Origin of the sequence: Marinococcus halotolerans DSM 16375 (assembly GCF_000420725.1) — a bacterium.
Lineage (GTDB): Bacteria > Bacillota > Bacilli > Bacillales > Marinococcaceae > Marinococcus > Marinococcus halotolerans.
Window position 1 is genome coordinate 19,352 of record NZ_ATVM01000007.1, and the last position, 22,867, is coordinate 42,218.

A 22,867-nucleotide genomic window follows, 5' to 3' on the forward strand; every position below is an offset into this window, starting at 1 on the left:
CCCCTATCTATATTAAAATGATTTGAATCAAACTGCTCCCTTTTTCTTTAATACAGTTATTACTGTCATAAATAAAATTTTCATATCAAATAAAAAAGATTGTTTTTTGATATATTTCAACTCAAGATTTGTTCTTTCAGGATAAGCTATCTCACTCCGCCCACTAACTTGCCATAACCCTGTCATACCAGGTTTAACAGATAAAAATTCATTTCTTCTATGTTGATATTCTTTTAATTCTTCTTCAATTATTGGCCTGGGCCCAACTAAACTCATCTCTCCCTTAATAACATTAAACAATTGAGGTAGTTCATCTAAACTAGTTTTTCTTAAGAAAAAGCCAATTTTTGTTATTCTTGGATCTCTATCTTGTTCTAATTTGTATCCGTTGCTTATGAATTCTTTATATAGATCAGTGTTTTCTTTTAATTTTTTTTCAGCATCTATTATCATAGATCGAAATTTATAAATATAAAACTCTTTCCCATTTTCCCCCACACGTTTTTGCCTAAAGAGTATCGCCCCTTTTTTCTCTTCAAATAAATACGTTAATGAAATAAGTATAAAAAAAGGCAAAAGTAAAATTAAAATTATAGTGGATAAAAAAAGATCCATAGTGCGTTTTATCGTTTGGTTATAGCGAATTTGTTTATTAGTTCTAAATTCCGACTTAGTTTCTACATTATTTTCTTGCATAAACAAAGACCCCCTATATAGTTGGTTCGAATTTTATTAACTTTTGTTTAAATTTTTCTTCAATTTTTTAAATATTTTTCTTTAAAAACGCTGTTGACTATCACTATAAATTCAAAAGCAATTTCTCAACAATTTCATTATTCCTCCTTCAAGTCCGTATCCATAAACCTATTCGTCTTCATTTAAACGTGTGATACGTTTAAATGAACTTCAATAGTCAAAATCACACAATTTTATTTTCTGAATGAGTAAATAACTTGGCAATTATATATAAAAACTGCAGAAAAATTCAGCGTTATCTTTTTTCAATAACTTTTTATAATACATTATAGTTCTAAATTTTGTCAATTTTCTTTTATATTTCACTTAACCGTTTTAACGCTAAAATTAGAGCCCAGATCAAATTCTTGAAATCACGAATGGTTCTTCATATATATGTTTCTTAATCACAAAAAAATTTCGCAATTAATAGCAATTTTGCTTATGATGTTAATAATCGTACAATAACTATTTTCTCTCTAGCTGGCAATTATTTCAACCTTTAAATTCTAATTTTTGGGAAACTACTGAGCTTCTTTTTTGCTTCTACTTAATTATTTTTCACCTGGAATTTTAATATTAAGCGGATTCTTACTTTCTTTATGGGGGAGATATGTATCCTATCATTGATTCAATTTATATTATTATTTTAAAATAGACTTTGTCAGTCCCAGATTGTAGACAAAGGCCTCCGAAAATGAATTTCGGAGGCCTTTGTCTGTGCCATCGAGGGGAAAAGAAGCCTCCAACGGCCGGTGCACGTCTGTCGCCACCGCCAGGTGGCGAGTTTTTTGAGATTCATCACCGCATAAACAAGCATCGGCTGCGCGTTGTTTTTTGCCCTCCGGCCAGGAGTGTCCAGCGCAAGCCATGCTTTTGTTTGAGATCCGCGAAAATCCGTTCGAGGGTTTCTTTTCGTTTCGCATAGGTCCTCCGGTTCCACAGGGCATGCCGAAGGTGTTCGGCTTCGTCCAGATAGGTATCATACACAAAGTCCTTTTTGCGCAAGCGTTCCGGTGGGCCCTTGGAACGGGTATAAGGCATGACCGGACGAATGGCCTGCTCGCGAAGCAGATGAGCAATGGCCGGGTTTTATAGCAGTCACCGACGGCTATAGGGAGGAAGGGATTTTTTCCCTTGGGTTTCGTAGCCCCGATGGATTTCGGTTTCCAACTTCACGTAATAGGTACCGCAGATGAAACTGTTCAAATTTTTCTTGTTGGTATTTGCTTTCACCTAGGGGGCTCGATATAAAATATGGACAGATTAAAAAACTGGTGGCTGTAACTACCATCAGCACACGCTCAAAAATGACTTCGAACAATCTCTTTCCCGAAACCGATGCGTGAAATTTTTGTTGAAGCATGAAAAAATTATTTATCGGCCGTCTCCTTTTTATATTCTATATATGTCTTCAGCAGAAAAATCTATGATAACTGCGGCTTAACGTTAGCTGTTCCTAGATCAAAACGTTGGACCATAATCAGCGTCTGATCCATCGTTTGTACAGTATTTGGAGTCACGAAGGTGACTTTTATACTCTCCTCGAGCATCACCTGCTTGCCTGCGTCCTGGGAATCTTCTTTTACCTCGACGATATATTCCAGCCCATACGGTGGCTTTTCTTCTGATGCCATGTACATGTTCTGCCATTCTGTTTCTTCAAGCAGCTGCTGCATTGGATTCCACTGCACGTAATTGCGGATCAATCGGTTCATGTCTTCGTACATGTAATGGCCTTTGTTCACCTGGTAATAGCGACGATTCTGCACTGGGCGGCCGATAATAAGCTCCATCTCGCTTAGCCGGTTTAGTTCCACGCGTATTGCGTTGGCCGAGTCGTTGAACTCGCGAACAATTCTTCGTAAATACGTTTCTTCCTCGTATAAAAAAAACTTCACAATCAAACGTAATCTTGTTTTCGATGTTACTAATTGATGTAGCAATGATTTTCCTCCTCCAAGGGCTATAATAATAAAATGAATCTTCAAATGAGCGGAAAAATACTTGAATTCGTTTTTTAATTCCTGTTTATTGCATCGGCTGCTTTTATGGGTTTCTAAAGGTGTATCTTGAAATTTATGAAGTTTATTTACCTTTTAGAAATTTTCTACCTCTTATGTTGCAGATTTACTAACAAGTATTCCTATTATCAATAAAAAAGAGACAGAACCCCGCAGCTGCCGCACTTAAATCGGAGGCATTGAACCTCTCCTCACTCAGCGCTGTTGACGATCAACGTCTAAGGCCTCCAAAGAAGCCCTTAGCACTGCCGAGTACCTCCGCGTGACACCGGGGCAGGAGACATAACCGCAAATTTTTCAGGAAAGCTATTTAATGAACTTGGCGGCGGAGCCGTTGTGGGCGCGGAGCACATCCTCCCACGTGTCATGGATCCGGACGGTATCTTCGTCGCTGATGTCCACGCCGGTCTGCACCTCCACAATTTCCAGGTCGATGGTGGCCCGGAGTGCGTGCTTTGTGCCAGCCGGCAGGTGCACAACGTCGCCTGCTTTGATGCGGTACATATGGTTGTCGACCGCAACCTCGCCTTCCCCGCGCACGACCGTCCATACTTCATCACGGTTATGGTGGTAGTGCAGCGTCGAGTTTTTTCCTCTTTCCAGCAGGATGCGCTTTGTGATCATCATCTGGCCGTCCGGGTACTTGGCGTAGTCGAGCACCCGCGACCAACCCCACAGCCGCTCCTCGTACATTTGCGGATATCGGAAGTCCTTGATCAGCTCTTTAATCTGCGAGCTTGATTCTTTATTTGCGACGATGATGCCATCAGGACTCGACACAATCACCATATTGCTGGCATCGATGACCGCAACCGGGATGTCGAGCTCGTTCACGAGGTGTGTGTTGACCGAGCTTTCGGAAATAATACCTTTCCCGGTCTGGTTTGCGGCCATCTCCTCGGTGAGCGTGTTCCACGTGCCTAGATCCTTCCAGTCGCCTTCGTATTGTAAAACGGTGACTTTTTCCGCCTTCTCCACGACCCGGTAGTCAAAGCTGATCTCGGGGATGGTGTGGTACTGGCTTTTAAGCAGCTCGTACTCAAACGGCAGCTGCTCCTCCTTGAGAATCCGAAGCAGATAATCCATCGTAAAGCCGAACACGCCGCAGTTCCAGAGCGCCTGTTTATCGATGAGCCGCTTTGCGGTTGCTTCGTCCGGCTTTTCCGTGAAGGCTCTGACGGTAAAAGCTCCGGTCTGCTCATTCAGGCTGCCTGGAACGATATAGCCGTATTTAGTGGACGGATATACAGGCCGCACTCCCATCAGTACCATATCACTCGTGCCCTCCTGAATCAGCTGCTCCAAAAGTTCAAAATTTTCAAAAAAATTAGTATCTACGAAGGCGTCTACCGGCAGCATCACAATCACTTCCTCCGGGGACGCTTTTTCGACAGAAAACAGGTAGCTCGCTGCAAGGGCCACAGCCGCAAACGTATCGCGGCGCGATGGCTCCATCACCAGAGGCACCTCTTCCCCGAGCTGACGCCTGATCAGATCCTTCTGTGATTCCGAGGTGGCGATCACCGCCGATGAGGCAAGGCCGCATGCTTCAAGCTGTCTCCACACCCGCTGGACCATCGACTCCTTCTGGCCGTCCGGCCCGTCGAGCACTTTGAGAAACTGTTTGGCTCTCGTATCGTTGGACAATGGCCACAATCGTTTTCCCGACCCTCCGGATAATAGGACTAATCGCATCTGCCTTCCTCCTTTTTTTCTGCAATTTTGGGTATAATCCCCTTATGCTCGTTTAAGAAAAGCACGTTTTCTTCGCATGGGTTCGGGCTGGTCGACAAACGCCGGCAAACCACCCAGCAGGCGCTTGGTGTTTTCCTGCAGATCCAGAGCCTTGTTCAGGCCGAGCACTGCAGCAGTCTGCTCGTAGGCAGGTTTTAGGCGAAAAGGCACGCTGTCAGCCTGTGAGGCGATAAAATGAGCCAGGTTTTTTCGCAGAAGCTTCAGGGCGAACCGCTGCTTTTTGCGGCCGTGTTTCCCGGCAACTGCCTCAGCACTCACCTGCGACAGCGCCCCATGGGAAATGAAATAATACAAAGAATCGTCTGTCTCTGTGGATCCGAACAGCCGCTCCGGATGTGTCATGATTGGAATATACCCTTCAAGCTGCATGGAATAAAACAGCCTTTTAATCTGTCCGAAGGTATCGCCGGTCTGCATTTCCACGAGGACGTAATTGGTGTCTTCAAGCGGCAGCAGCTGCCCGGATAAAAGGTCACCTACCATCTCCTGATGCAGCGTAATTTCATGGCCGCTTTTTACATGAAGCGGAATGCTTTCGGCACGGAGCTGCGTATTAAAATCGAGCACGGCTTCCTTCACGGTCAGGCCTTCATTTTCATAGACGCCGGGCCGGTAATGCGGCGTGGCAAAAACCGTCTGGATGTTGTTTGCGACGGCTTCCTTCGCGATGGCAATGCTTTCGTGTACCGCCTCCGGCCCGTGATCGAGCTTTGGCAGAATGTGTGTGTGTATATCGATCATGCGGCGTTCCCCCAGGTATTTGTTTCGGTGCATTCCTTGCGGGGATCGCCTCTACGCCCGGCCGGCGCGGTCCCTTTCTGTCTCCCATTGATGCAGGGCCTGCAGCCCTTTGGCAAGCGATACTTCCGGGTACCAGCCGTACCGGTTGATTTTTGACGTGTCGAGCGTTTTTCTCCGCATCCCACCGGATCCCGAGCCTGTAAAAAATACGGCGCCCCTGTAGCCGGTAATCCGCTTGATCAGCATGACAAGCTCCTTCGCGCTGACTTCCCGCTCGTTTCCGATATTGATCGGCCCCTTTTCATTGTAATGGTCCATCACAAACACGCAGCCGGACGCCAGATCATCGCCGTAGATAAGCTCCTGGAAGGCAGGTTCTTTTTCCGGAATTTCCACCTTCGCCTGCCACTGATCCCGGGCCTGCATGCACCGCTGCATCGCATCGGCCACCATGCCGGTCCGTTTGTTCATATCCTCCACGGCGTACATCCGCGGCGCCACCGCAATATGGAAATTCGTGTTGGAGGTCCGGTTGTAGGCCCGGCAGAGAGCGATGCCCTCCCGGGTCACCTGCGTCTGCTCCGCATATACTTCGTCAATGATGCCCCTTTGCAGAAATGTCTCCTTCAGCGGCTGCGGGGTGTATTTCGGATACACGTGAATATCACCGATGTACAGCAGCTTTTTTACGTTGTAGCGGGCGGAGGCTTCAAGCACATTCGCCTGCTGCCAGCGCCTCGCCTGCAGCTCTGCTTTTGCTTCCGCATACTCATAGCCGTCGGTCATGAACACATACTCGATATTTTCCTTCGCAAAAAAGGTGTTCATGGCCTGAATGCTTTCCTTCCCTGTATCGATGCCGCAGCGCACGACCACGTTTTCGTATCCCTGCTTTAATAGGTAGTGATAAATGGCGCTGCCTGCCCGCTCCTGATGATTGGTTACGTAAATTTTCGCCTGTTTATCCAACCCGTCGGCCTCCTTTTATGATACTTTTTCTTTCTGCCTGCCTACGCTGATCAGCACCTGCTCAATATGATTCAGCATGGAAGTAGTTGCGAATGTTACCGTCGTTCCCTCTCCGAGATAAAACTGCTTGCCCCAGTGCGGAGAATTTTCCTCCACTTCGATCACGTATTCCACCGGCGAGCTCCGTTTCGGATCGGGCGTAATGTAGATGGTCCTCCAGTCGATGCCCTTCAGCTGCTCGTGCAGCTCGTCCCAGTATAAGTACTGTTTAATGAGCGACTCCATCTGCCCGTGCAGATAGTAATTTTTATTGATTTTATAATAGCGGCGGTTTTTGACCCAGCGGTCGGTAATTAAATTCATGTCATACAGCCGGCGCAGCTCGAGGCGGATCGCGTTCGTTGATTCCTTGCATTCGCGCACGAGCTCACGCAGGTACGTTTCTTCCTCTGTCAGATAAAACTTCATTACGAGCCGCAGTCTTGTTTTGGATGTTACTAGTTGATGCAAAACCATCTCCCCCTTCAGTCCCCTCGTCAATACGGATTATGTTCTTTGCCGGCACGATTACAGCGTCAGTGCCGGCGGTGTGACCCTTCCCCCTTCCAGCAGCAGATGCGTATTTTTCTGCATCCGCTCCCATTCATCGAGCCGGTTCATCCTGACAAACTGCCGGTGCATCTGGTCCAGGCAGAATGGCTGGTCATATGCACTGCAGGCGTTCGATGCGATAAAATGCACGAGCCGCTTTTTCAGAAAGTATTTCGCCCAGCGCCTGTCGCTTCTTCCATCGCGGCCAAGCAGCGCTCCGGCACTGACCTGTACGGCTGCTCCTTCATTCACAAGCGTCTCAATCCCCCCGTGCTTTTTCTGAAAGATCTGCAGCCGCTCCGGCGATGAAAGAATGGGAATGAACCCGTGGTTGTACAGTTTTCTGAGCATCTGCCGGACGTACAATAAGCTGTGGCTTTCATTCATATGAATGAGTACATAATTGGTATGCTCAAGCGGCAGAATCCTTTTTCTTTCCAAATCGATTTCCATTCCACCGTACAGGGTGATTTCCTGACCCGAGCGGACGCGGACCGGAATCCGGGCTTTCAGGAGCTGAAAATTCAGAAACTTTACTGCCTCTGTCACAAAAACGGCCCCAAAATCATACGACGGATACCGGTATCTAGGCGTTGCGTAAATAATGCTGACGCCGGCGGCCGCTGCCTGCCTGGCCATTTCCAGACTTTCCTTCATCGTGTTTGGTCCGTGATCAAAGCCGGGAAGAATGTGGGCGTGCATCTCAATCATGTACTCACCTCTTTTACTTTGAGTAAGGCAAATGTCCTACGTGATATTTTTTAGAATATTTTGCCTGTTGCCGTTTCTTTTATATTAATAGTCCAGTATAATTATTAATAGTAATTACCTAGTCATTAATAATCACACAAATGTTAATAGTCATATGACCTTTTCTAGGAAGATGGGACCCCGCGCGGTATTACCCCGGCGAAAGGGAGTGAACCTGAATGAACCGCCGCCAGCGAATCTTCATGTATACGATCCAATTCATAGCCATCATCGCAGCCGGACTGTTCGTATACATAGAATCGCCGGACGAGCGGTGGCTTGCTGCAGGCCTCTGCTGGGTATTTGGTATTATCCAGGTGACCCGTCTCGTGCTATTAACCATACCGCTTGCCCGCTTTTCCTCGGTGATGGTCATCAGCCTTCAGTTCCTGATTGCCTGGGCGGTCCAGGCGATTGCCGGCGGGTTTGTGCCCCAGACGCTCTTTTTCGTTTTAATTGCCGAGCTCGGGTACCGGGCACCGAGGCGCTTCAGCTTTCCGTTTATGCTTCTCTGCTTCGGTGGATTTGCAAGCGCTTCGGCGTTTCACGAAGGGGCTCTGACTGCTTCGGCACTCCTCTTTGTGCTTCCGCGTTCCATTGAATACGTACTGTTCTGGGGGTTCAGCTATCTGGCCAAGCGCTCCACCGAGCAGCGCAATGAGCTGCAGCGGGCCTATGACCGGCTCCGCCTGTATCACCGGGAGATGGAGGACAAATCCATCATGCAGGAGCGGCTGAAGCTCTCCCGGGACATTCATGACAGCGCCGGCCATTACTTAACCACCTCCATGATGGCGCTTGAAACAGCCAAACGGCTGCTTGAAAAAGGCGAAGTCGAAAAGGCCCGCACCCAGCTGCAGACGTCCAAGCACCAGGTGCAGGAGACCATGAAGGAAATCCGGAAAACGGCGCATTCCATGGCGCATACCGACGGCTTCATTGACCTTTCGGCTGCGCTCGAGGGGCTGCTTGTCTCCACCCGTGACACGTCGGATGTGCGGATTGAGTGGCAGTTTGATGAACCGCTGCCCCTGCTCCGGGCGGAGCAGGAGATGCTTTTGTACCGGATGCTTCAGGAGGGGCTCACCAACGGCCTCCGCCACGGCGGGTGCACGTATTTTTCCTATACATTGTCCACGAAGGTTCCCGGCCAGCTGATTGCCCGGCTCGAGGACAACGGACGCACAGCCGCGAAAAACGTCAGCTACGGCTTCGGCCTGCGCGGGCTGTCGGCGAGGGCCGAAGAGCTCGGAGGCCTGCTTCGTTTCGAAGCAATTGCAGAAGACAGAAACGGCATGGCACTTGAACTGCGCCTGCCGGTGAAGGACCGGAGTCCTTACACCCCGTCATAATATGAAACTGACTATTTGTACGCGTAAATCTCAGGATACGTATAAGAAGGAGGATCTGCAGATGGAAACCGTTCGGATAGGGATTGTTGATGACCACGCCATTGTCCGGGACGGACTGGCGATGATCATGGAGCTTGAAGAGGATTTGGAAGTCGTCGGTATTGCGAAAAACGGGGCAGAAGCAGAAATGATGCTTACAAACGAGCTTCCGGACGTGGTGATGCTTGATGTGTACTTAGAGGGCAATAACGGCATCGAATGGCTGCCGGACTTTCAGCTGACGTCGCCGCAGACGAAGTTTATTATGCTCAGCTCCTATGTGGATGCCGAAAACGTCATTCAGGCACTGGCCAACGGCGCGAAGGGGTTTCTCCTGAAGGACTGGGAAAGCGATGAGCTCGTCCGCTGCGTGCGCCAGGTGGCCCGCGGCCAGATGGTGCTTCCGACATCCGTCTCAGAGACGCTGAGCGACCAGCTCGCCGCCCGCAACCGCAAGGACGGCGCCCCGCATTTTCAGGAAACCGAGGACACCACCGGTCTTTCCCTGCAGGACCGGCGGATTATGGATCTGCTGCTCGCAGGCTACTCCAACCAGGAGATCGCAGATACGCTGTTTTTAACGCTCGGCACCGTCAAAAATTACCTAACCGCCATCTACCGGAAAATCGGCGTCCACAACCGTCGCGAGGCAATTGCCTATTTTCAGCGGCGGCATAAAGAAACCGGCTCCTAGAGTTTAGGAGCCGGTTCGTTTTGCAGTTAGGCGGGGCTGCTGGTCAGCCCCACACTTTAATGTAGTTTTCTCCCTTTTGCAGGTCATTCACCGGACCTACGGCCGCTTTTTCCCCTTTCATATTGCCGTAGTAGTCCTTGTCCAATATTAATTCGCTTCCGTCCGGATTCTCGAAATCGGCGTCAACGATACGGGTTCTGTGCAATGTTTCCGTTGATTGCACCTCTGTGCGCAGCTGTTCGAAATCCTCTGGCAGCTCACAGTAGAGATACACTTCGTTTTCTTTTTCAATAATTTCCAGCTTGGGATCGAACTCCTCTGCCGTTAATTTCTGTGCCTCTCTTTCAAAGGGCTCTGCTCCGTTTAAATACGCATTGTTATTAATATACACCGGCTGCTCGACGTTATTGAACGCTTTATGGTCGGCAGAAAAGTCGTTTACTGTATCAATGTACTCCTCGAGCGATGCCGTATATCCGTTATAATGAGCCGTTCCTACGCCTGTCAGGCCTTTATCCCCTATAAATAGATTATTAAAATAGCGGTCATCCCCGCCATAGGTAACAGCAAACCCAGCCATTTCCGTGCTGTGCGGCACATGATACGGCGTAGCGCGGTCCAGCATTTTCTTATGGACCATCTCCCCCCGGATCAAATTATTAACGTAAGCTCCGCCCTGGGCATGATTATCCAGCGCATAATCCGCGGTTAAGATATTATGGTCGACCACGTAAGGCCCACTGCTTACTTCCACAAACAGGTCCCGGTTGTTCCGGTAAAATAAATTACTGCTCACTCTTGTGCCCTGCGTCTGCCAGTCGAGCCATATACCAAGGGAGCAGTCGTGAATACGATTGTGATAAATTTGCACATCAATGGCAGCATGCAGCTTAATCCCTGCAATTTCATGACCGAAAAATTCGCGCTTCACGCCTATATTGTAAATGTGATTGTCGTATATTTCACTGAACACACACCCGAGGTGCCCGACGACAGCGTTTTGGCCGCAGTCATATATTTTATTATGCCGGATCGTATGTGAGCCGACTTTTTCTTTCGTCCAGCCGGCCTGCTGGGCCTGAAAGATTGATTCCACCTGGTACTGATATCCGGACTTGTCCTTTCGTGTTGTGCTGTGATTCTGTCCGGTCGATGCCTCTTTCCCTATGCTGATGGCGCTGCATTTGGAATCATGAATAATATTATTTTCAATGATCCAGCCCTTACTCCAGTGCGGTCCCACAAGCCCCGGCTGGTCAGCCGTCGGCGGCGTCCACGGAGTCGCTGCCTGCGCCATTTCAAAGCCGCTGACAGTAATGTAGTCAATACCTGTCTGTTCAGGGTAAAAGCAGCATTTGCGCACGTTTATTTCCACCAGCTCCTGCGTGGGATCCGTCCCGTGGCAATTCATATAAATCGTCGTTGTATTTTGGTCCACCTCTGCAAACCATACGTGCTTCGTCTGCTCCGGATCTTCAACGGAGACTGTTTGTTCCGTCCAATGATCCACGATCTCCGTCTCTACCGTCGGATTGTACAATTCCTCCATATGCTCCGCCTCGTAGAGCGACCTTCCGTTCACATACACATCCCCCAGGTGCCTGCCGGGATTGTATTTCACCCAGTCCCCGAAGATTTCTTCTTTGTAGGGATTATACTCTCCAAAGAAATCGTTTGGCAGCGTTGTTTTCCAGACGGTTCCTTCCACCTGCTCCCAATCTGTTATCTGCTCCGATCCCTTGATGACGACCCTTTCTCCGTCCGCCGCCTGGTACGTAATTCTTCTCGTGCTGCTCAGTCCTGCATGCTTGGGCTTTACCCATTCCCGGTACTCGCCTTCATGCACAATCACAGTATCCCCTGCTGCTGCTACAGTGGCTGCCTGGTTGATGGTCAGGAAGGGGCTCTGCCTTGTTCCCTCCTGATTATCTGATCCATCTTTTGCCACATGATATTCATTAGCCATTGTATCTGCTCCTTTTGCATCGTATCTATTATTACTTATACTACGGTGACCCTGCTTTCCGAGAAAAACTGTTCAATTGAAAATGCAGCACAGCCGAGTGCGCATGACAGCATACCGTGCTCGGAGAATTTCAGTTCAAACGAATCATGATAATAAGGAAGCAGGCGCTGCTGCAGAACACGCTGAATCGGTTTGCGAAGCCACGGCTCTAATACCGCAAACCGGTTGCCGATAATAATTTGCTCCGGATTAAAAGTGTTTACTATATTAGTCAAGACAATGCCAATATATTCACCAATCTGATCGAGGGCATTCAGCACCCCGTGGTGATTTTCCATAGCCATTTTAATAAGCATCTCCAGGCTGATTCTGGTGCCGGGCGGGAAAAGGGGTCTTACTTTATCCATTAACGCTGCCTCGGAGCTGTACATTTCCCAGCATCCCCTGTTCCCGCAGAGGCATTTCTTCCCCTGGGAGTCAATCGACACATGCCCGATTTCCCCGGAAATACCCGTCGATCCTTTGTGAAGCCTGTCGTTAATAATGATGCCTGCTCCGATACCAATGCCTATGCTTACATAAATCAAATCAGATATATTCTGCCCAGCGCCGTATATTTTTTCCCCGTGAGCTCCAGCCTTTGCTTCATTTTCAATCGTCACAGGCAGCCGGAATTCCTTTTCCAGGTAATCCTTTAAATCAACCCTGTGCCAGTTAAGGTTGGGGGCAAATAATATCAGGCCGTTGTTATCGATCATGCCGGGCACCCCGAGGCCGATACCGACGAGGCCGTATGGGCTTCCGGAAGCTTCCTTCTGCAGCAGCCTGATCAAATTTTTTACTTTCAGAAAAATAATTTCAGGCTCGGTCTCCTCCGTTTCAATTTTTTGTTTATTGATAATATTGCCCTGCAGATCTGTTATGACAGCAAGGATGTAATTAACACCAAGATCCACCCCAATGGAATAGCCTGCATTCTTATTAAAGAACAGCATTGTCGGCCTGCGCCCCCCGCTTGAAAGGCCCACTCCTATTTCCCCGACAAAATGCTCCTCCATCAGCTCACTGACCAGACTCGAAACTGTAGCCTTGTTTAATCCGGTAATTTTTGAAATTTGAGCCCGGGACACCGGACTTTCTGTCTGAATTTTATTTAATACGATCGACTTATTAATTTTTCTTACAAGACCTTGATCACCAGTTTTCATATGTGAGTCTCCATGGTTATTTATTTTTTCATAAAGTTATCCCTTCACAGAGCCTGCTGCGAGTCCTTTGATGATTTTTTCCTGGGCGACAAAGTATACGAGCAACAGCGGCACACTCGCCAGCGTCAGGGCAGCCATCAGTCCTGGAATGTTTATGGAGAATTCCCCGTAAAATTCCCGCAGCCCGATGGGGAGCGTCGCTGCGTCATCGGAGTTCGTTAATACGAGAGCGAAAATAAACTCATTCCATATATGAATAAAGTTATAAATGGCTACGGTGGCGGTCGCTGGAATTAATAGAGGGAATAAAATTCTCCAAAATAACTGCAGATGCCCGCAGCCATCGATTTTTGCCGATTCGATTAATTCCTTTGGCAGATCAGACATAAATTGAGTGTAGATCACTACTGATATTGGGAGAGCAAAGGCCACGTAAGGACCAATCAGGCCCCAAAGGGTGTTGTACAATCCCATATTCTGGGTAAGAAGGAAAATAGGAATCAGTGTTGTGTGGATAGGAATCATCATCCCTACCATAAACAGCAGCAGGATTGGTCTGTTTAATTTAAATTTCATGCGCGATAGCGGATAGCTTGCCATCGCAGAAAATATGATCGTTAAGATAACCGAGATTACTGTTACAAATAAGCTGTTGCCAAAGTATTGAAAGAAGTTTGTTTCAAACAAAAAGGTGTAGTTCTCAAAGGATAAAGCCTCCGGCAGCGCCCAGGGAGCCGTGGCGAATTCCGCCTGCCCTTTAAAGGACGTATTGATCATTACAAAGAAAGGAAGACCGGTAAATAAAAGAAGAGCAATGGCTACGATATACAATGGGGTTTGTCTTAATTTATTTATCATTTAAAAATCCGCCTTTCTTTTGTTATCCACTGTAATGATGCCGAGTGTCACTATAAATGCAATAATAAACATCATGGAGGATATGGTACTGCCGTAGCCCATGCTAAAGTTTGTAAAAGTCTGGTCATACATATACGTAGCCATTAATTCCGTTGAGTTGTTCGGCCCGCCGCCAGTCATTACATAAATTAAATCGAAATACTTTAAAGCACCAATGACGGAAAGAATGGCAGAGGTGATAATGATCGGTCGCAGTAATGGCAGGGTGATGCCTGAAAACTTCCTCCAGGCTGAAGCTCCGTCAATATCAGCGGCTTCATATAAATCCTCCGAGATTCCGACAATAGCGGCCCGGAATAAAATCATATAAAACGGGGCGAACTGCCAGCAAATGGTGATAATAACTGCCCAAATGGCGGTATCTTCATTGCCGAGCCATCCGCGCTGTAATGATTCGAGACCAACCGCGCCAAGAAACTGGTTCACGAGGCCGTAATTGGCGTCAAAGATATAGATAAATAAAATACCGATAGCCACTGTCGACATTAAGAAGGGCATAAAATAAACGGTACGGAACAGCCGCATCCCTTTGATCGGGCTGAACAGCAGCAGGGCCATAATTAAGCCGAGAGGAAGCTGCGTCAGCAGTGAAGCAGCAATCAGCAGCGCATTGTTTCCGGAGGCCTGCCAGAACACACCATCCCGGATGACTTCAAAGTAATTCTGCAGTCCAATAAACACCATATTGGAATCGATGCCGTTCCAGTCAAACAGACTGTAGTAAAATGTCATCCCAATCGCATAAACCACGTACACTCCGTAGAAGAGGAGCGCCGGAGCCATAAATCCTAATATGACAAGCCAGTTCTTGCGATTTTTTTTCTTGAAAGCTTCCCGGGATTTTGCGTTCACTTTATTTTGGACGTTGGTAGCCAACAACATTCACCTCAATTTTTAACTACATCAAGCCGGCAGCACCGGCTTGATATAGAAGTTAATTATTCCAGCTCTTCCTCGGCAGCCTGTTCCATCTCTTCTGCCGCTTCTTCTGGTGTAATGGATCCGCCAAACAATGCCTGCGTCGTGTCTAAGTGAACTTCTGCAAGCGCTGGAGGCAGGGTCTGGTCATAGTACGTTTGTACAAAATCAGCTTCGTTCAAGGTTTCGCTCAAACGCTTAATGTATTCGTCTTCGTACTCCGCCCCTTCTACTGGAGACACAGCGCCGCTTTCATTAGCAAAGTTGGTTGCCGTTTCCTGCTCGGAGATGAAGTTCAGGAAGTCAATAGCAGCTTCTTTGTTATCGCTTTGCTCTGACACGGAAAATGCCGGGCTTACTCCGCCCACAAGGTGATTTTGTGCGCCTTCTCCGCCTTCGATTTCAGGGAACATGAAGTAATCCAGATTTTCTTTAAATTCAGGCATTTCATCATCCACGTTTTTAAGCATCGCGCCGCTGGTCATAATTTCCATCGCAGCGTCCCCGGAATACATTAATTGACGGGACTGGCCTGTGTCATAGTCGCTGCCGTTGATGCCATCCGGAAATGCATTTTCGTCCACCAGCTCCTGGATTTTTTCCCCTGCTTCGATATATGCTTCATCATCAAAGCTTCCTTCGCGGCTAAAGGCATCAGCGAATAAATCTTCTCCGCCTTCTCTTTCAGCAAGGTACATCAGATAGAAAGCACCCGGCCATTGGGTCTGGTTTGCGAGAGCAAATGGAATGACGTCGTTTTCATTTAATGTATCGACAATGTCTAAAAGTTCATCATATGTTTCTGGTTCTTCAAGACCGTATTCATCGAAGATTTCTTTGTTATACCATACAGGCACTAAATCAAGGCCCATAGGCACACCGTAAATCTCTTCATCAAAGGTAACCGTACCTAAGCCTGCTTCCAGAAATCTATCTGACTCAACGTCGTCAGTGATATTTACAACCTGATCAGCATCCACGAAATTCTCCAGCCATCCGCCGCCCCAGGAATGAAAAACATCAGGAGCTGCATTACCGCCCATAGAAGTACTGATCTGTTGTTTGTAAGGATCGTTTTGATACTGCTTTAAATTTACCGCAACTCCTTCTTGCTCCTCAAAACGCTCTGCCGCATCCTGAAGTACTTCTTCTCCTGCTCCGGTTTCAATGTGCCATACTTCAATTGAATTTTCTCCTCCGCTGCCGCTGTTTTCACCCGAAGAAGCCTCTTCCCCGTCCGGACTTTCCGGGTTTGCAGGCTGACACCCTGCCGCAAAGATAAGAAATGCCGGTAAAATTGCTGCCATCGAAAATTTGTAATTCACGTTCAATCAACTCCTCTTTTTAATTGATAACGCTTACATTAAATGGATAATAAAAACTGAATATTAAGAAAAACGATGATGAATATTTAGTATATGAATCAGCTCCTTTCATGTTTATTTTCATCCAGCCGCCTGTCTATGTTTGTCGGCTGGATAAACTAATAACGGTCTGAGCCTTTAGAAAATCTTGATGTAGAGGCAGTTCACCCTCCCTTCGGAGTCTGGCAGTTCCCCATCCTCTCAAAAAAATTAATAATGTGGGAATGGTCTTTTTTCCCGTTTCCGTTAGCAATTTCGGAGTGGAAAATTTCTTTCACCAGGTTGGTGACCGGAAGCGGCACCCCGATCGCATTCGCTGAGGACTGGATGTTCTTTAAATCTTTATAATTCGTTTCAATGCGGCCACCCGGCTCAAAATTCCGTTCGATGATCTGCGGCATTTTGGCTTCCATGACAGCGCTGCCTGCCAGGCCGCCGTGAATAGCTTCAAACAGTTTGTTTAAGTCAATGCCTGCCTGGCTTGCATACACACAGGCTTCCGATAATGCGGCGAGGTTTCCGCTGACGATGATTTGATTGGCCAGCTTTGCTGCCGAACCGGTTCCATTCGCTCCGCAATGAACGATATTCTCTCCCATGGCTTCAAATACGGGCAGCACTTTATGAAAGTGGTCTTCGTCCCCGCCTGCCATGATGGAGAGTCTGCCTTCAACAGCCATCGGCTCTCCGCCGCTGACAGGAGCGTCAATAAAGTGAAGATTCAGTGCTTCCAGTTTACTGGCAAACAGTCTCGATTCTTCCGTTGATACCGAGCTCATATCAACAATAATGGTTCCCGGTTTACTGACCGCAGCGAGCCCCGGCTCTGCAAATAACACCTGGGAGACGTGTTTTCCTTCCGGGAGCATCGTGATGATGACCTCGCTCTTTTCTGCTGCCTCCTGGCCTGTTTTACACGCATGACCGCCTAAAGCTGCCAGTTCGTTGACCGCCTCCGTGTTTAAATCAAAAAGGTACGTCTCAAACCCCTGCTTGATAAGATGCCTGGCCATTGGTTTGCCCATGATCCCTAAGCCAATAAATCCAACCTTCATACGACACGCCTCCATACAACAGTATTTAAATAGATTCTGGTAACGCTAAATGCTTTCAGCTTCCCTGAATGACAGGCTGGAGGTGTTTATTGACGTAGCTGCCAAGCTCTCGAATGACTTTACCTGTATCCGGTTCTGCTGCCCCGGTTTCCTCTTCTAGCATCACCCAGCCGTCGTAGCCGCCGTCTCTCAGGACCTGCATACACCCTACAAAGTCAATATCGCCTTCGCCCATTTTCTTCCACTCGTGATTTTTTGAAGCTTCTTTAAAATGCACATGCTTAATCAACGGCAGGGCTTCCCTGAAAATGTCCACCGGATCCATGTCCCCGAACATAATATGACCGGCATCCGGGGTATATCCCATGTATCGTTCATCAAGGCCGTCGAAAAGGACTTCATAGTCCTCCCGGGATTTCCAGTAGGAGGTTTTGTAGGAAATCGGATGAAGCGAGGTCACAATGCCGTGCTCTTCGCGTGCTCGTTTGCCCAGTTCATTGGCCCCCTTAATAATCTCCTGCTGCCGCTGCCGTACATTGTCCCTGCTGGCCCCGACTCTTGAAGGCACGTTCATCACTGCCTCCGGGAAGTGCTTCAGGTAGTCAAAATAGTAATTTTCCAGCTCCCTTTCCTGATCGGAGGGCTTTCCGCCCTCAAAAGCATGCGGGATCGTCAGTGCAGCTAATTGAAGGCCTCTTCGATCCAGCTCTTCCTTGAAGCGCTCCGGCTGGTCCTTATACTTTCCAAGCAGCGAGATCTGCATATCCAGGCCGGTCAGCCCGCCGTTTTTCACATCATCCATAATCTGGTCCATCATGTCTGCCTCTACATCGTAGTCCAGCACCCATGTGGAACCCTGGCATCCGAATTTCATGACCATTTTTAATACTCCTCTTTAACAGTTTTTAAATTTAATGCTTCCGTGACAAAGGTGGAGAACAGGAGCTGCATCGATGTAGCTCCCGGGTCCTGATGACCTATGGAGCGCTCGCCCAGCCGGCTCGATCTGCCTTTTTTGGAGCTCATCTCTTTGGTGGCCTCCATTCCATTTTTCGCCGCCTCTGAGGCCTGCTGAAATTTTTCCTCCACCGTGCCCTCCTCACTCTGCAGAGCTGCCTGAACAGGGTATAAAACATCCATCATCGTTTTATCTCCCGGCTCCGCCTGGCTTCTATCCTGCACGCCATTGATAAATTCAATCCAGAACTGTCTCATATCTTCCATGGAAAGCTCTGTTTTGTTTTTAACGGCCTTTGCCCCGGCCATAAAGCCAGAAGCATAGAGCGGTCCTACCGATGAGCCCACAGCGCTTAAAAAGGAGCGTCCCACTGTCATGGCGATTTTCCCGCAATCTGTTTCGTCCGCCAGCTTTGAATGAAGGGCTTCCTGCACGGCCTTCCAGCCGATACTCATTGTTATGCCGTGATCGCCGTCTCCGAGCGCCCGGTCCAGTTCGCATAAATAGGTTTTGTTTTCTTCAAGTACAATGTGAGCGCTCTCAAAATAATTTTTCCATTCCTCTGCCTGCATGCAATATTCCCCTCCTGCTTAACTCTGTGTATACATCGGGCACTGGGCCGGAGCATCAATAAATGGCTTTAATTCCTCATCCATTTTTAACAGTGTAATCGAGCACCCGCCCATTTCGAGCGACGTACAATAATCTCCCACATAAGATGTATATATGTTTATTCCTTTTTCATTCAGGAGGCTTTCCACCTTGTCATACATGATGTAAAGCTCCATTCTGGTTGTGGAGCCGAGGCCGTTAATCAGCACCGATACCTCATTCCCTGATTCAATGTCCATTTCATCAATAATATTGTTTAAAATACGCTCAGTGACCACGTTTGATGTAGCCAGCTTGATTTTTTCCACGCCCGGCTCCCCGTGGTGGCCGAGGCCAATTTCCATTTCATCCTCCTCCAGATTAAAACTAGGCTGCCCGGTTTGCGGAAGGGAGCACGGGGAGAGACCGACGCCCATGGAGCCTACATTCTGGTTGGCCTTCTCGGTTATACGGTACACCTCGTCGAGCGAAAGACCCTCCTCCGCTGCGGCCCCGGCTACCTTCGTCACAAAGAATTCTCCGGCGATTCCTCTCCGTTTTTCCGCTTCCTCCCTTGGGGCGGACGCAATGTCATCCTTTACGATGACCTGCTTTACTTCTATGTTTTCTTCCATGTCTGCAATATCGGCTGCCATCCCGAAATTCATAATGTCTCCCTGGTAGTTGCCGTACAAGAGGAGAGCGCCCTGGTCGGTATGTGTTGCTTTTATTGCCTCCACGATTGGATCCGGGGGAGGAGAAGAAAAGATATTGCCCACCGCGACACCGTCAGCCATTCCTTTGCCTACATAACCCATGAAGGCTGGCTCGTGGCCGGATCCTCCTCCAATAATTAAACTGACCTTCTGCTTTAAGCCAGCGTCTGTGCGAACGATCGTTCTCGAATGAGCCTCTACGCCCCTTACAAGATGAGAATGCGCTTTCAAATAACCATTCAGCATTTCCTCGACAACCACATCCGGGTTATTAATTAACTTTTTCACCGTTACGCCTCCTGAAATTTATTTTTTCATAAATTCTTTTTCTTTTTCCGAAATCTTATTAACCTTCCGCTCCGAGTTGCCTCCCTGAAATTCTACACTTAAATACGTCTGCACAATTTTTTTGGCATGCTCCGGACCGATGACCTGGGCGCCCATCGTAATAATCTGGGCATTGTTGCTTAATTGGGCCCGTTCAGCAGAGTAGGCGTCATGGCACTGAGCAGCCCGAATGCCCGGGACTTTGTTAGCCGAGATGGCTACCCCAATACCGGTGCCGCAGATCAAAATCCCCCGGTCAGCTTTATTATCGTTAATATCCTCCGCCACTTCAAATGCAACATCCGGGTAATCCACTTCTGTGCAGTTATAGCAGCCGTAATCAATGACTTCATGATTCAGCTCTTCCACGTGTTTTTTTATCGTTTCTTTCAAGTCGTAGGCGACGTGATCACTTCCAATAGCTATTTTCAATATTTTCAGTCCCCGTTTCTGTTATTATTTGATTAAATTTTCGCACTTTTACTTTTGATTGTCAATTTTTATTTTTATTTACTTTCGAAATTAATCATTTATAATAAAATTAATAACAAATGTGCGACATAACAAAACTAAACGAAATACTATGAAGGAATTTAAGTTAAATATTTTGCTAAAAGTGAATTTTTCTTCTACTATGAGGAAGAGAATATGAGTCGAAGGGTGAAACGATGACTAAATTATTTGTAGCGGAACGCCGGCAGAAAATCCTCGAACACTTAAATGTTGACCGCCGCGTTACTGTTCGCGGCCTGGCTGAGAAAATGAAGGTATCAGAAGTGACGCTTCGCTCTGACTTGAAGGATATGGAAAATGAAGGACTCCTTCGCAGAACTCATGGCGGGGCTGTTCTACCAGACGCAGAAGAAAACGAAATTAATTTTTCATCAAGGGAAAAGAAAAATAAAGCCGAAAAAATAACGATTGCCCATATGGCGATAACGTTGATTGAAGACGGCCACTGTATACTTTTGGATGCCAGTTCCACGGCGCTTGAATTCGGCCGTCTGCTGAAGGAAAGCCAGATGCGTCTTACCGTAGTCACCAGCGGTATTTATACCGCGCTGGAATTAAGAGAAAATCCTAATTTAACAGTCATTCTTTTAGGAGGGGTCGTCCGGAACGGCTCCAGTTCTTTGGAGGGGATACTCGGAATTGATATGTTAGATAAAATTCATGTCGATTTCATGCTTACTTCTGCCAGTGGTTTTACAGTTAATACAGGGCTCACCGACTTTAATGTGTACGAAGTCGATTTAAAAAAACATATGGTAGCCAAGGCCAGTAAAGTCGTCGCCCTTATCGACCATTCGAAAATTAACAAAAGCTCTATTTCTTCCTTTGCCTCTTTAAATGAAATTGATTATTTTATTTCAGACGAGCCTGTCTCCGGGGATATACTTACAGAGATGGAGAAATATAATGTTCAAACGCTTTTTCCCCTTGCGGACTACAGCTGATTCATTTCGACCCAAAAACTAATCCCCTGAAGCGCAAACGAACCGGCTCCTGCAATGCAGGAGCCGGTTCGTTTTGTTTATCCGTAATAATAGTAATAGCTTTGATCCATGCCTTTTTTCTGGTTCAGGATGCAGCCGAGAATTGGCACACCGCTTACTTCCAGCAGGTCCTTCGCCTTCCGGGCAGCGTCATTTTCGGTTTCTCCGGCTTTGACGACGAGAATGCTTCCGTCGCAGTGGCGGGAGATGACCTGAACGTCCGTCACCGCAAGCACCGGCGGCGCATCAAACAAAATCACGTCGTACTGCTCGCGGGCGAGCTCCACCAGGTGCGCCATCGAACGGCTGCCGAGAATCTCGGACGGGTTCGGCGGAATCGGGCCACTCGGCAGAATATCGAGGTACGGCACTTCCGTTTCCTGCACGTACGAAGCGTACTCCCCGTGATTTGTCAGGGCGTTGATCAGCCCGTGGGTATTCATGCGGCGGAATGTGTAGTGCACGGTCGGCTTACGCAGGTCGGCGTCCACGAGGAGCACCTTTTTTTCCTGCTGGGCCATCGTTACCGCGAGGTTCGCCACCGTCGTGGACTTTCCTTCCCCCGGCCCTGGAGATGTCACCACCATCGTCTGCATGTCTTTATCCACGGAGGAATATTGAATATTAGTACGAACCGTACGATACTGCTCAGAAACCGGGGATTTACTGTTTAGCCAGGTAATGAGCTTCCGCTGATTCGTGTTCGTCTCTTGCTTCTTTTTTCGTGCCAAACGCGCACACTCCTTTTGATTTCTGTCCATTACTCCTTGTATCGGCCGGGGGCTTCATTCATTATAGACGTAGTATAGCATATTCAAACGGGCCCTGGTCCGTTTTTCCAAAAAGCAGGACCTTTTTATGACCCGTTTTCCGTCCACTGCTGCCAGATGCCATCTGCCCAGGCTGTGTGTCCCTGTTCCGTCGGCACCGGCGTGTCCTCCCCGACGTAGTCAATCAGTTCTTCATCATCCACTGCCGGCCAGGCGCTCCAGTGGTTCAAATAGGTGACCCCGGCCTCGTCGGCATACTCCTCCACAGCGTCGAGCTGTTCTAAGTAATACTGCGCTTCGTACCACGGCTGCGGCGCACTGATATAGTACGCGCTGTCGTTTTCCTGCACCGCTTCCGTAATTTCACGGGTGGCGTAAATGGTATCGTCGCTGCTGACCGTTCCGTTATCACTCACCGCAAACGGCACAAGGATAAACAAATCAGCCTCGGCTCCGGCCATTTCCTCCGGCCCGCCTTCACTCAGCACCTCAAGGGACGTGCTGTCATCATATGTAATCGTTTCTACTTCCGTGTCAATCCCGTTCCAGTTCTCCTCGATCCGATCGGCCAGCTGCTGGGGAAAGCTGTTGTCGCCCTCCGAGGTCACTGCGCTCGAGCCGGCTACAACGATCCGCAGCGCATCCCCGGACTGCTCCGCTTCCTCGAGCTGATTCTGCAGCCCGGCATTAAGCCCTTCAGCATTGACGCCGCTCTCCGAGCCGTTTCCGGAAGAATCATTGCTGCCGCCGTTCTGCTGCCCGCTGCCGCTGTCTGCTCCCCCGGCGTTATCGATGCGGTCCTGGTAGTACATCCAGCCCGCAACCAGCACCACAGCGGTGATCAGGACGAGGATAAATAACCCAATTGATCGTTTCATGAGATGTCCCCCTGCTCATTATTCCATTTTTAAGTATTACGAAAACCTTCCA

22 protein-coding genes and 1 pseudogene are annotated in these 22,867 nt (G+C 48.1%); 3 read left to right on the top strand and 20 right to left on the bottom strand.

Annotated features, from left to right (window positions below):
* Positions 1-27: 27 nt before the first annotated feature.
* The 8 genes and pseudogenes from G548_RS0106880 to G548_RS17570 form a co-directional block, all read right to left on the bottom strand.
* Entirely contained in the window at positions 28-696 is a 669-nt protein-coding gene (locus tag G548_RS0106880) for a sugar transferase (protein ID WP_022793421.1), read from the bottom strand.
* 802 nt (positions 697-1,498) lie between these two features.
* A pseudogene (locus tag G548_RS18990) lies at positions 1,499-1,824 on the bottom strand (transposase); the annotation flags it as partial.
* Between the two features lie 338 nt (positions 1,825-2,162).
* Positions 2,163-2,681 (bottom strand): winged helix-turn-helix transcriptional regulator, encoded by a 519-nt coding sequence (locus G548_RS18715; protein ID WP_022793423.1) that lies wholly within the window; start codon positions 2,679-2,681, stop codon positions 2,163-2,165.
* A gap of 384 nt (positions 2,682-3,065) precedes the next feature.
* Entirely contained in the window at positions 3,066-4,454 is a 1,389-nt protein-coding gene (locus G548_RS0106895; RefSeq protein ID WP_022793424.1) for a sugar phosphate nucleotidyltransferase, read from the bottom strand.
* A gap of 42 nt (positions 4,455-4,496) precedes the next feature.
* Positions 4,497-5,255 (bottom strand): tyrosine-protein phosphatase, encoded by a 759-nt coding sequence (locus G548_RS0106900; RefSeq protein ID WP_022793425.1) that lies wholly within the window; start codon positions 5,253-5,255, stop codon positions 4,497-4,499.
* 51 nt (positions 5,256-5,306) lie between these two features.
* Positions 5,307-6,224, bottom strand: coding sequence for an NAD-dependent epimerase/dehydratase family protein (locus tag G548_RS0106905; RefSeq protein ID WP_022793426.1), 918 nt, complete (start codon positions 6,222-6,224; stop codon positions 5,307-5,309).
* 15 nt (positions 6,225-6,239) lie between these two features.
* Complete coding sequence (locus tag G548_RS18720; RefSeq protein ID WP_027847251.1) at positions 6,240-6,734, bottom strand: winged helix-turn-helix domain-containing protein; 495 nt, start codon at positions 6,732-6,734, stop codon at positions 6,240-6,242.
* A 57-nt stretch (positions 6,735-6,791) separates the two neighbouring features.
* Entirely contained in the window at positions 6,792-7,526 is a 735-nt protein-coding gene (locus G548_RS17570) for a tyrosine-protein phosphatase (RefSeq protein ID WP_022793428.1), read from the bottom strand.
* 218 nt (positions 7,527-7,744) lie between these two features.
* Between G548_RS17570 and G548_RS0106920 the strand changes: the two genes are divergently transcribed.
* Complete coding sequence (locus G548_RS0106920; RefSeq protein WP_022793429.1) at positions 7,745-8,917, top strand: sensor histidine kinase; 1,173 nt, start codon at positions 7,745-7,747, stop codon at positions 8,915-8,917.
* Between the two features lie 61 nt (positions 8,918-8,978).
* A complete protein-coding gene (locus G548_RS0106925; protein WP_022793430.1) occupies positions 8,979-9,650 on the top strand; it encodes a response regulator in 672 nt (223 codons plus the stop codon).
* 43 nt (positions 9,651-9,693) lie between these two features.
* On the opposite strand, the gene G548_RS0106930 is transcribed toward G548_RS0106925, so the two are convergent.
* The 10 genes from G548_RS0106930 to rpiB all read right to left on the bottom strand — a co-directional run bounded on the left by G548_RS0106930 (position 9,694) and on the right by rpiB (position 20,103).
* Positions 9,694-11,616 (bottom strand): right-handed parallel beta-helix repeat-containing protein, encoded by a 1,923-nt coding sequence (locus G548_RS0106930; RefSeq protein WP_022793431.1) that lies wholly within the window; start codon positions 11,614-11,616, stop codon positions 9,694-9,696.
* 35 nt (positions 11,617-11,651) lie between these two features.
* On the bottom strand, positions 11,652-12,824 hold the full coding sequence (locus tag G548_RS0106935) for an ROK family protein (protein WP_022793432.1): 1,173 nt from the start codon (positions 12,822-12,824) through the stop codon (positions 11,652-11,654).
* 36 nt (positions 12,825-12,860) lie between these two features.
* Entirely contained in the window at positions 12,861-13,682 is an 822-nt protein-coding gene (locus G548_RS0106940; RefSeq protein WP_022793433.1) for a carbohydrate ABC transporter permease, read from the bottom strand.
* Positions 13,683-14,618, bottom strand: a complete 936-nt coding sequence (locus tag G548_RS0106945) for a carbohydrate ABC transporter permease (RefSeq protein ID WP_022793434.1) — start codon at positions 14,616-14,618, stop codon at positions 13,683-13,685.
* A 62-nt stretch (positions 14,619-14,680) separates the two neighbouring features.
* Positions 14,681-15,985: an extracellular solute-binding protein gene (locus tag G548_RS0106950; protein WP_245558592.1), complete on the bottom strand. Its 1,305-nt coding sequence runs from the start codon at positions 15,983-15,985 to the stop codon at positions 14,681-14,683.
* 203 nt (positions 15,986-16,188) lie between these two features.
* Positions 16,189-17,079, bottom strand: a complete 891-nt coding sequence (locus tag G548_RS0106955; RefSeq protein WP_022793436.1) for an NAD(P)-binding domain-containing protein — start codon at positions 17,077-17,079, stop codon at positions 16,189-16,191.
* A gap of 55 nt (positions 17,080-17,134) precedes the next feature.
* The gene (locus G548_RS0106960; RefSeq protein ID WP_022793437.1) at positions 17,135-17,959 is read right to left on the bottom strand and encodes a sugar phosphate isomerase/epimerase family protein; all 825 of its coding nucleotides are present in this window, start codon (positions 17,957-17,959) and stop codon (positions 17,135-17,137) included.
* Positions 17,960-17,961: 2 nt separating this feature from the next.
* Positions 17,962-18,609: a dihydroxyacetone kinase subunit DhaL gene (dhaL, locus tag G548_RS0106965; RefSeq protein ID WP_022793438.1), complete on the bottom strand. Its 648-nt coding sequence runs from the start codon at positions 18,607-18,609 to the stop codon at positions 17,962-17,964.
* Between the two features lie 18 nt (positions 18,610-18,627).
* Positions 18,628-19,632, bottom strand: coding sequence for a dihydroxyacetone kinase subunit DhaK (locus tag G548_RS0106970; RefSeq protein ID WP_022793439.1), 1,005 nt, complete (start codon positions 19,630-19,632; stop codon positions 18,628-18,630).
* An 18-nt stretch (positions 19,633-19,650) separates the two neighbouring features.
* Complete coding sequence (rpiB, locus tag G548_RS0106975) at positions 19,651-20,103, bottom strand: ribose 5-phosphate isomerase B (RefSeq protein ID WP_022793440.1); 453 nt, start codon at positions 20,101-20,103, stop codon at positions 19,651-19,653.
* Between the two features lie 236 nt (positions 20,104-20,339).
* Here rpiB and G548_RS0106980 point away from each other — a divergent pair, with 236 nt between their 5' ends.
* Positions 20,340-21,128 (top strand): DeoR/GlpR family DNA-binding transcription regulator, encoded by a 789-nt coding sequence (locus G548_RS0106980; RefSeq protein WP_022793441.1) that lies wholly within the window; start codon positions 20,340-20,342, stop codon positions 21,126-21,128.
* A 77-nt stretch (positions 21,129-21,205) separates the two neighbouring features.
* On the opposite strand, the gene G548_RS0106985 is transcribed toward G548_RS0106980, so the two are convergent.
* Together G548_RS0106985 and G548_RS0106990 are read right to left on the bottom strand one after the other, a co-directional pair.
* Positions 21,206-21,898 carry a CpsD/CapB family tyrosine-protein kinase gene (locus G548_RS0106985; protein ID WP_022793442.1) on the bottom strand — a complete coding sequence of 231 codons (693 nt, stop codon included), beginning with the start codon at positions 21,896-21,898 and terminating at the stop codon, positions 21,206-21,208.
* Between the two features lie 125 nt (positions 21,899-22,023).
* The gene (locus G548_RS0106990) at positions 22,024-22,815 is read right to left on the bottom strand and encodes an SGNH/GDSL hydrolase family protein (RefSeq protein ID WP_022793443.1); all 792 of its coding nucleotides are present in this window, start codon (positions 22,813-22,815) and stop codon (positions 22,024-22,026) included.
* Positions 22,816-22,867 lie beyond the last annotated feature (52 nt).

What these genes read in the sequence shown, in the direction of transcription:
- G548_RS0106880 (WP_022793421.1), bottom strand. Translation starts at nt 696, where the DNA reads ATGCAAGAAAATAATGTAGAAACTAAGTCGGAATTTAGAACTAATAAA.
- G548_RS0106940 (WP_022793433.1), bottom strand. Translation starts at nt 13,682, where the DNA reads ATGATAAATAAATTAAGACAAACCCCATTGTATATCGTAGCCATTGCT.
- G548_RS0106930 (WP_022793431.1), bottom strand. Translation starts at nt 11,616, where the DNA reads ATGGCTAATGAATATCATGTGGCAAAAGATGGATCAGATAATCAGGAG.
- G548_RS17570 (WP_022793428.1), bottom strand. Translation starts at nt 7,526, where the DNA reads ATGATTGAGATGCACGCCCACATTCTTCCCGGCTTTGATCACGGACCA.
- G548_RS0106990 (WP_022793443.1), bottom strand. Translation starts at nt 22,815, where the DNA reads ATGAAACGATCAATTGGGTTATTTATCCTCGTCCTGATCACCGCTGTG.
- dhaL (WP_022793438.1), bottom strand. Translation starts at nt 18,609, where the DNA reads ATGCAGGCAGAGGAATGGAAAAATTATTTTGAGAGCGCTCACATTGTA.
- G548_RS0106900 (WP_022793425.1), bottom strand. Translation starts at nt 5,255, where the DNA reads ATGATCGATATACACACACACATTCTGCCAAAGCTCGATCACGGGCCG.
- G548_RS0106935 (WP_022793432.1), bottom strand. Translation starts at nt 12,824, where the DNA reads ATGAAAACTGGTGATCAAGGTCTTGTAAGAAAAATTAATAAGTCGATC.
- G548_RS0106925 (WP_022793430.1), top strand. Translation starts at nt 8,979, where the DNA reads ATGGAAACCGTTCGGATAGGGATTGTTGATGACCACGCCATTGTCCGG.
- G548_RS0106960 (WP_022793437.1), bottom strand. Translation starts at nt 17,959, where the DNA reads ATGGTCATGAAATTCGGATGCCAGGGTTCCACATGGGTGCTGGACTAC.
- G548_RS0106920 (WP_022793429.1), top strand. Translation starts at nt 7,745, where the DNA reads ATGAACCGCCGCCAGCGAATCTTCATGTATACGATCCAATTCATAGCC.
- G548_RS0106895 (WP_022793424.1), bottom strand. Translation starts at nt 4,454, where the DNA reads ATGCGATTAGTCCTATTATCCGGAGGGTCGGGAAAACGATTGTGGCCA.
- G548_RS0106955 (WP_022793436.1), bottom strand. Translation starts at nt 17,079, where the DNA reads ATGAAGGTTGGATTTATTGGCTTAGGGATCATGGGCAAACCAATGGCC.
- G548_RS0106980 (WP_022793441.1), top strand. Translation starts at nt 20,340, where the DNA reads ATGACTAAATTATTTGTAGCGGAACGCCGGCAGAAAATCCTCGAACAC.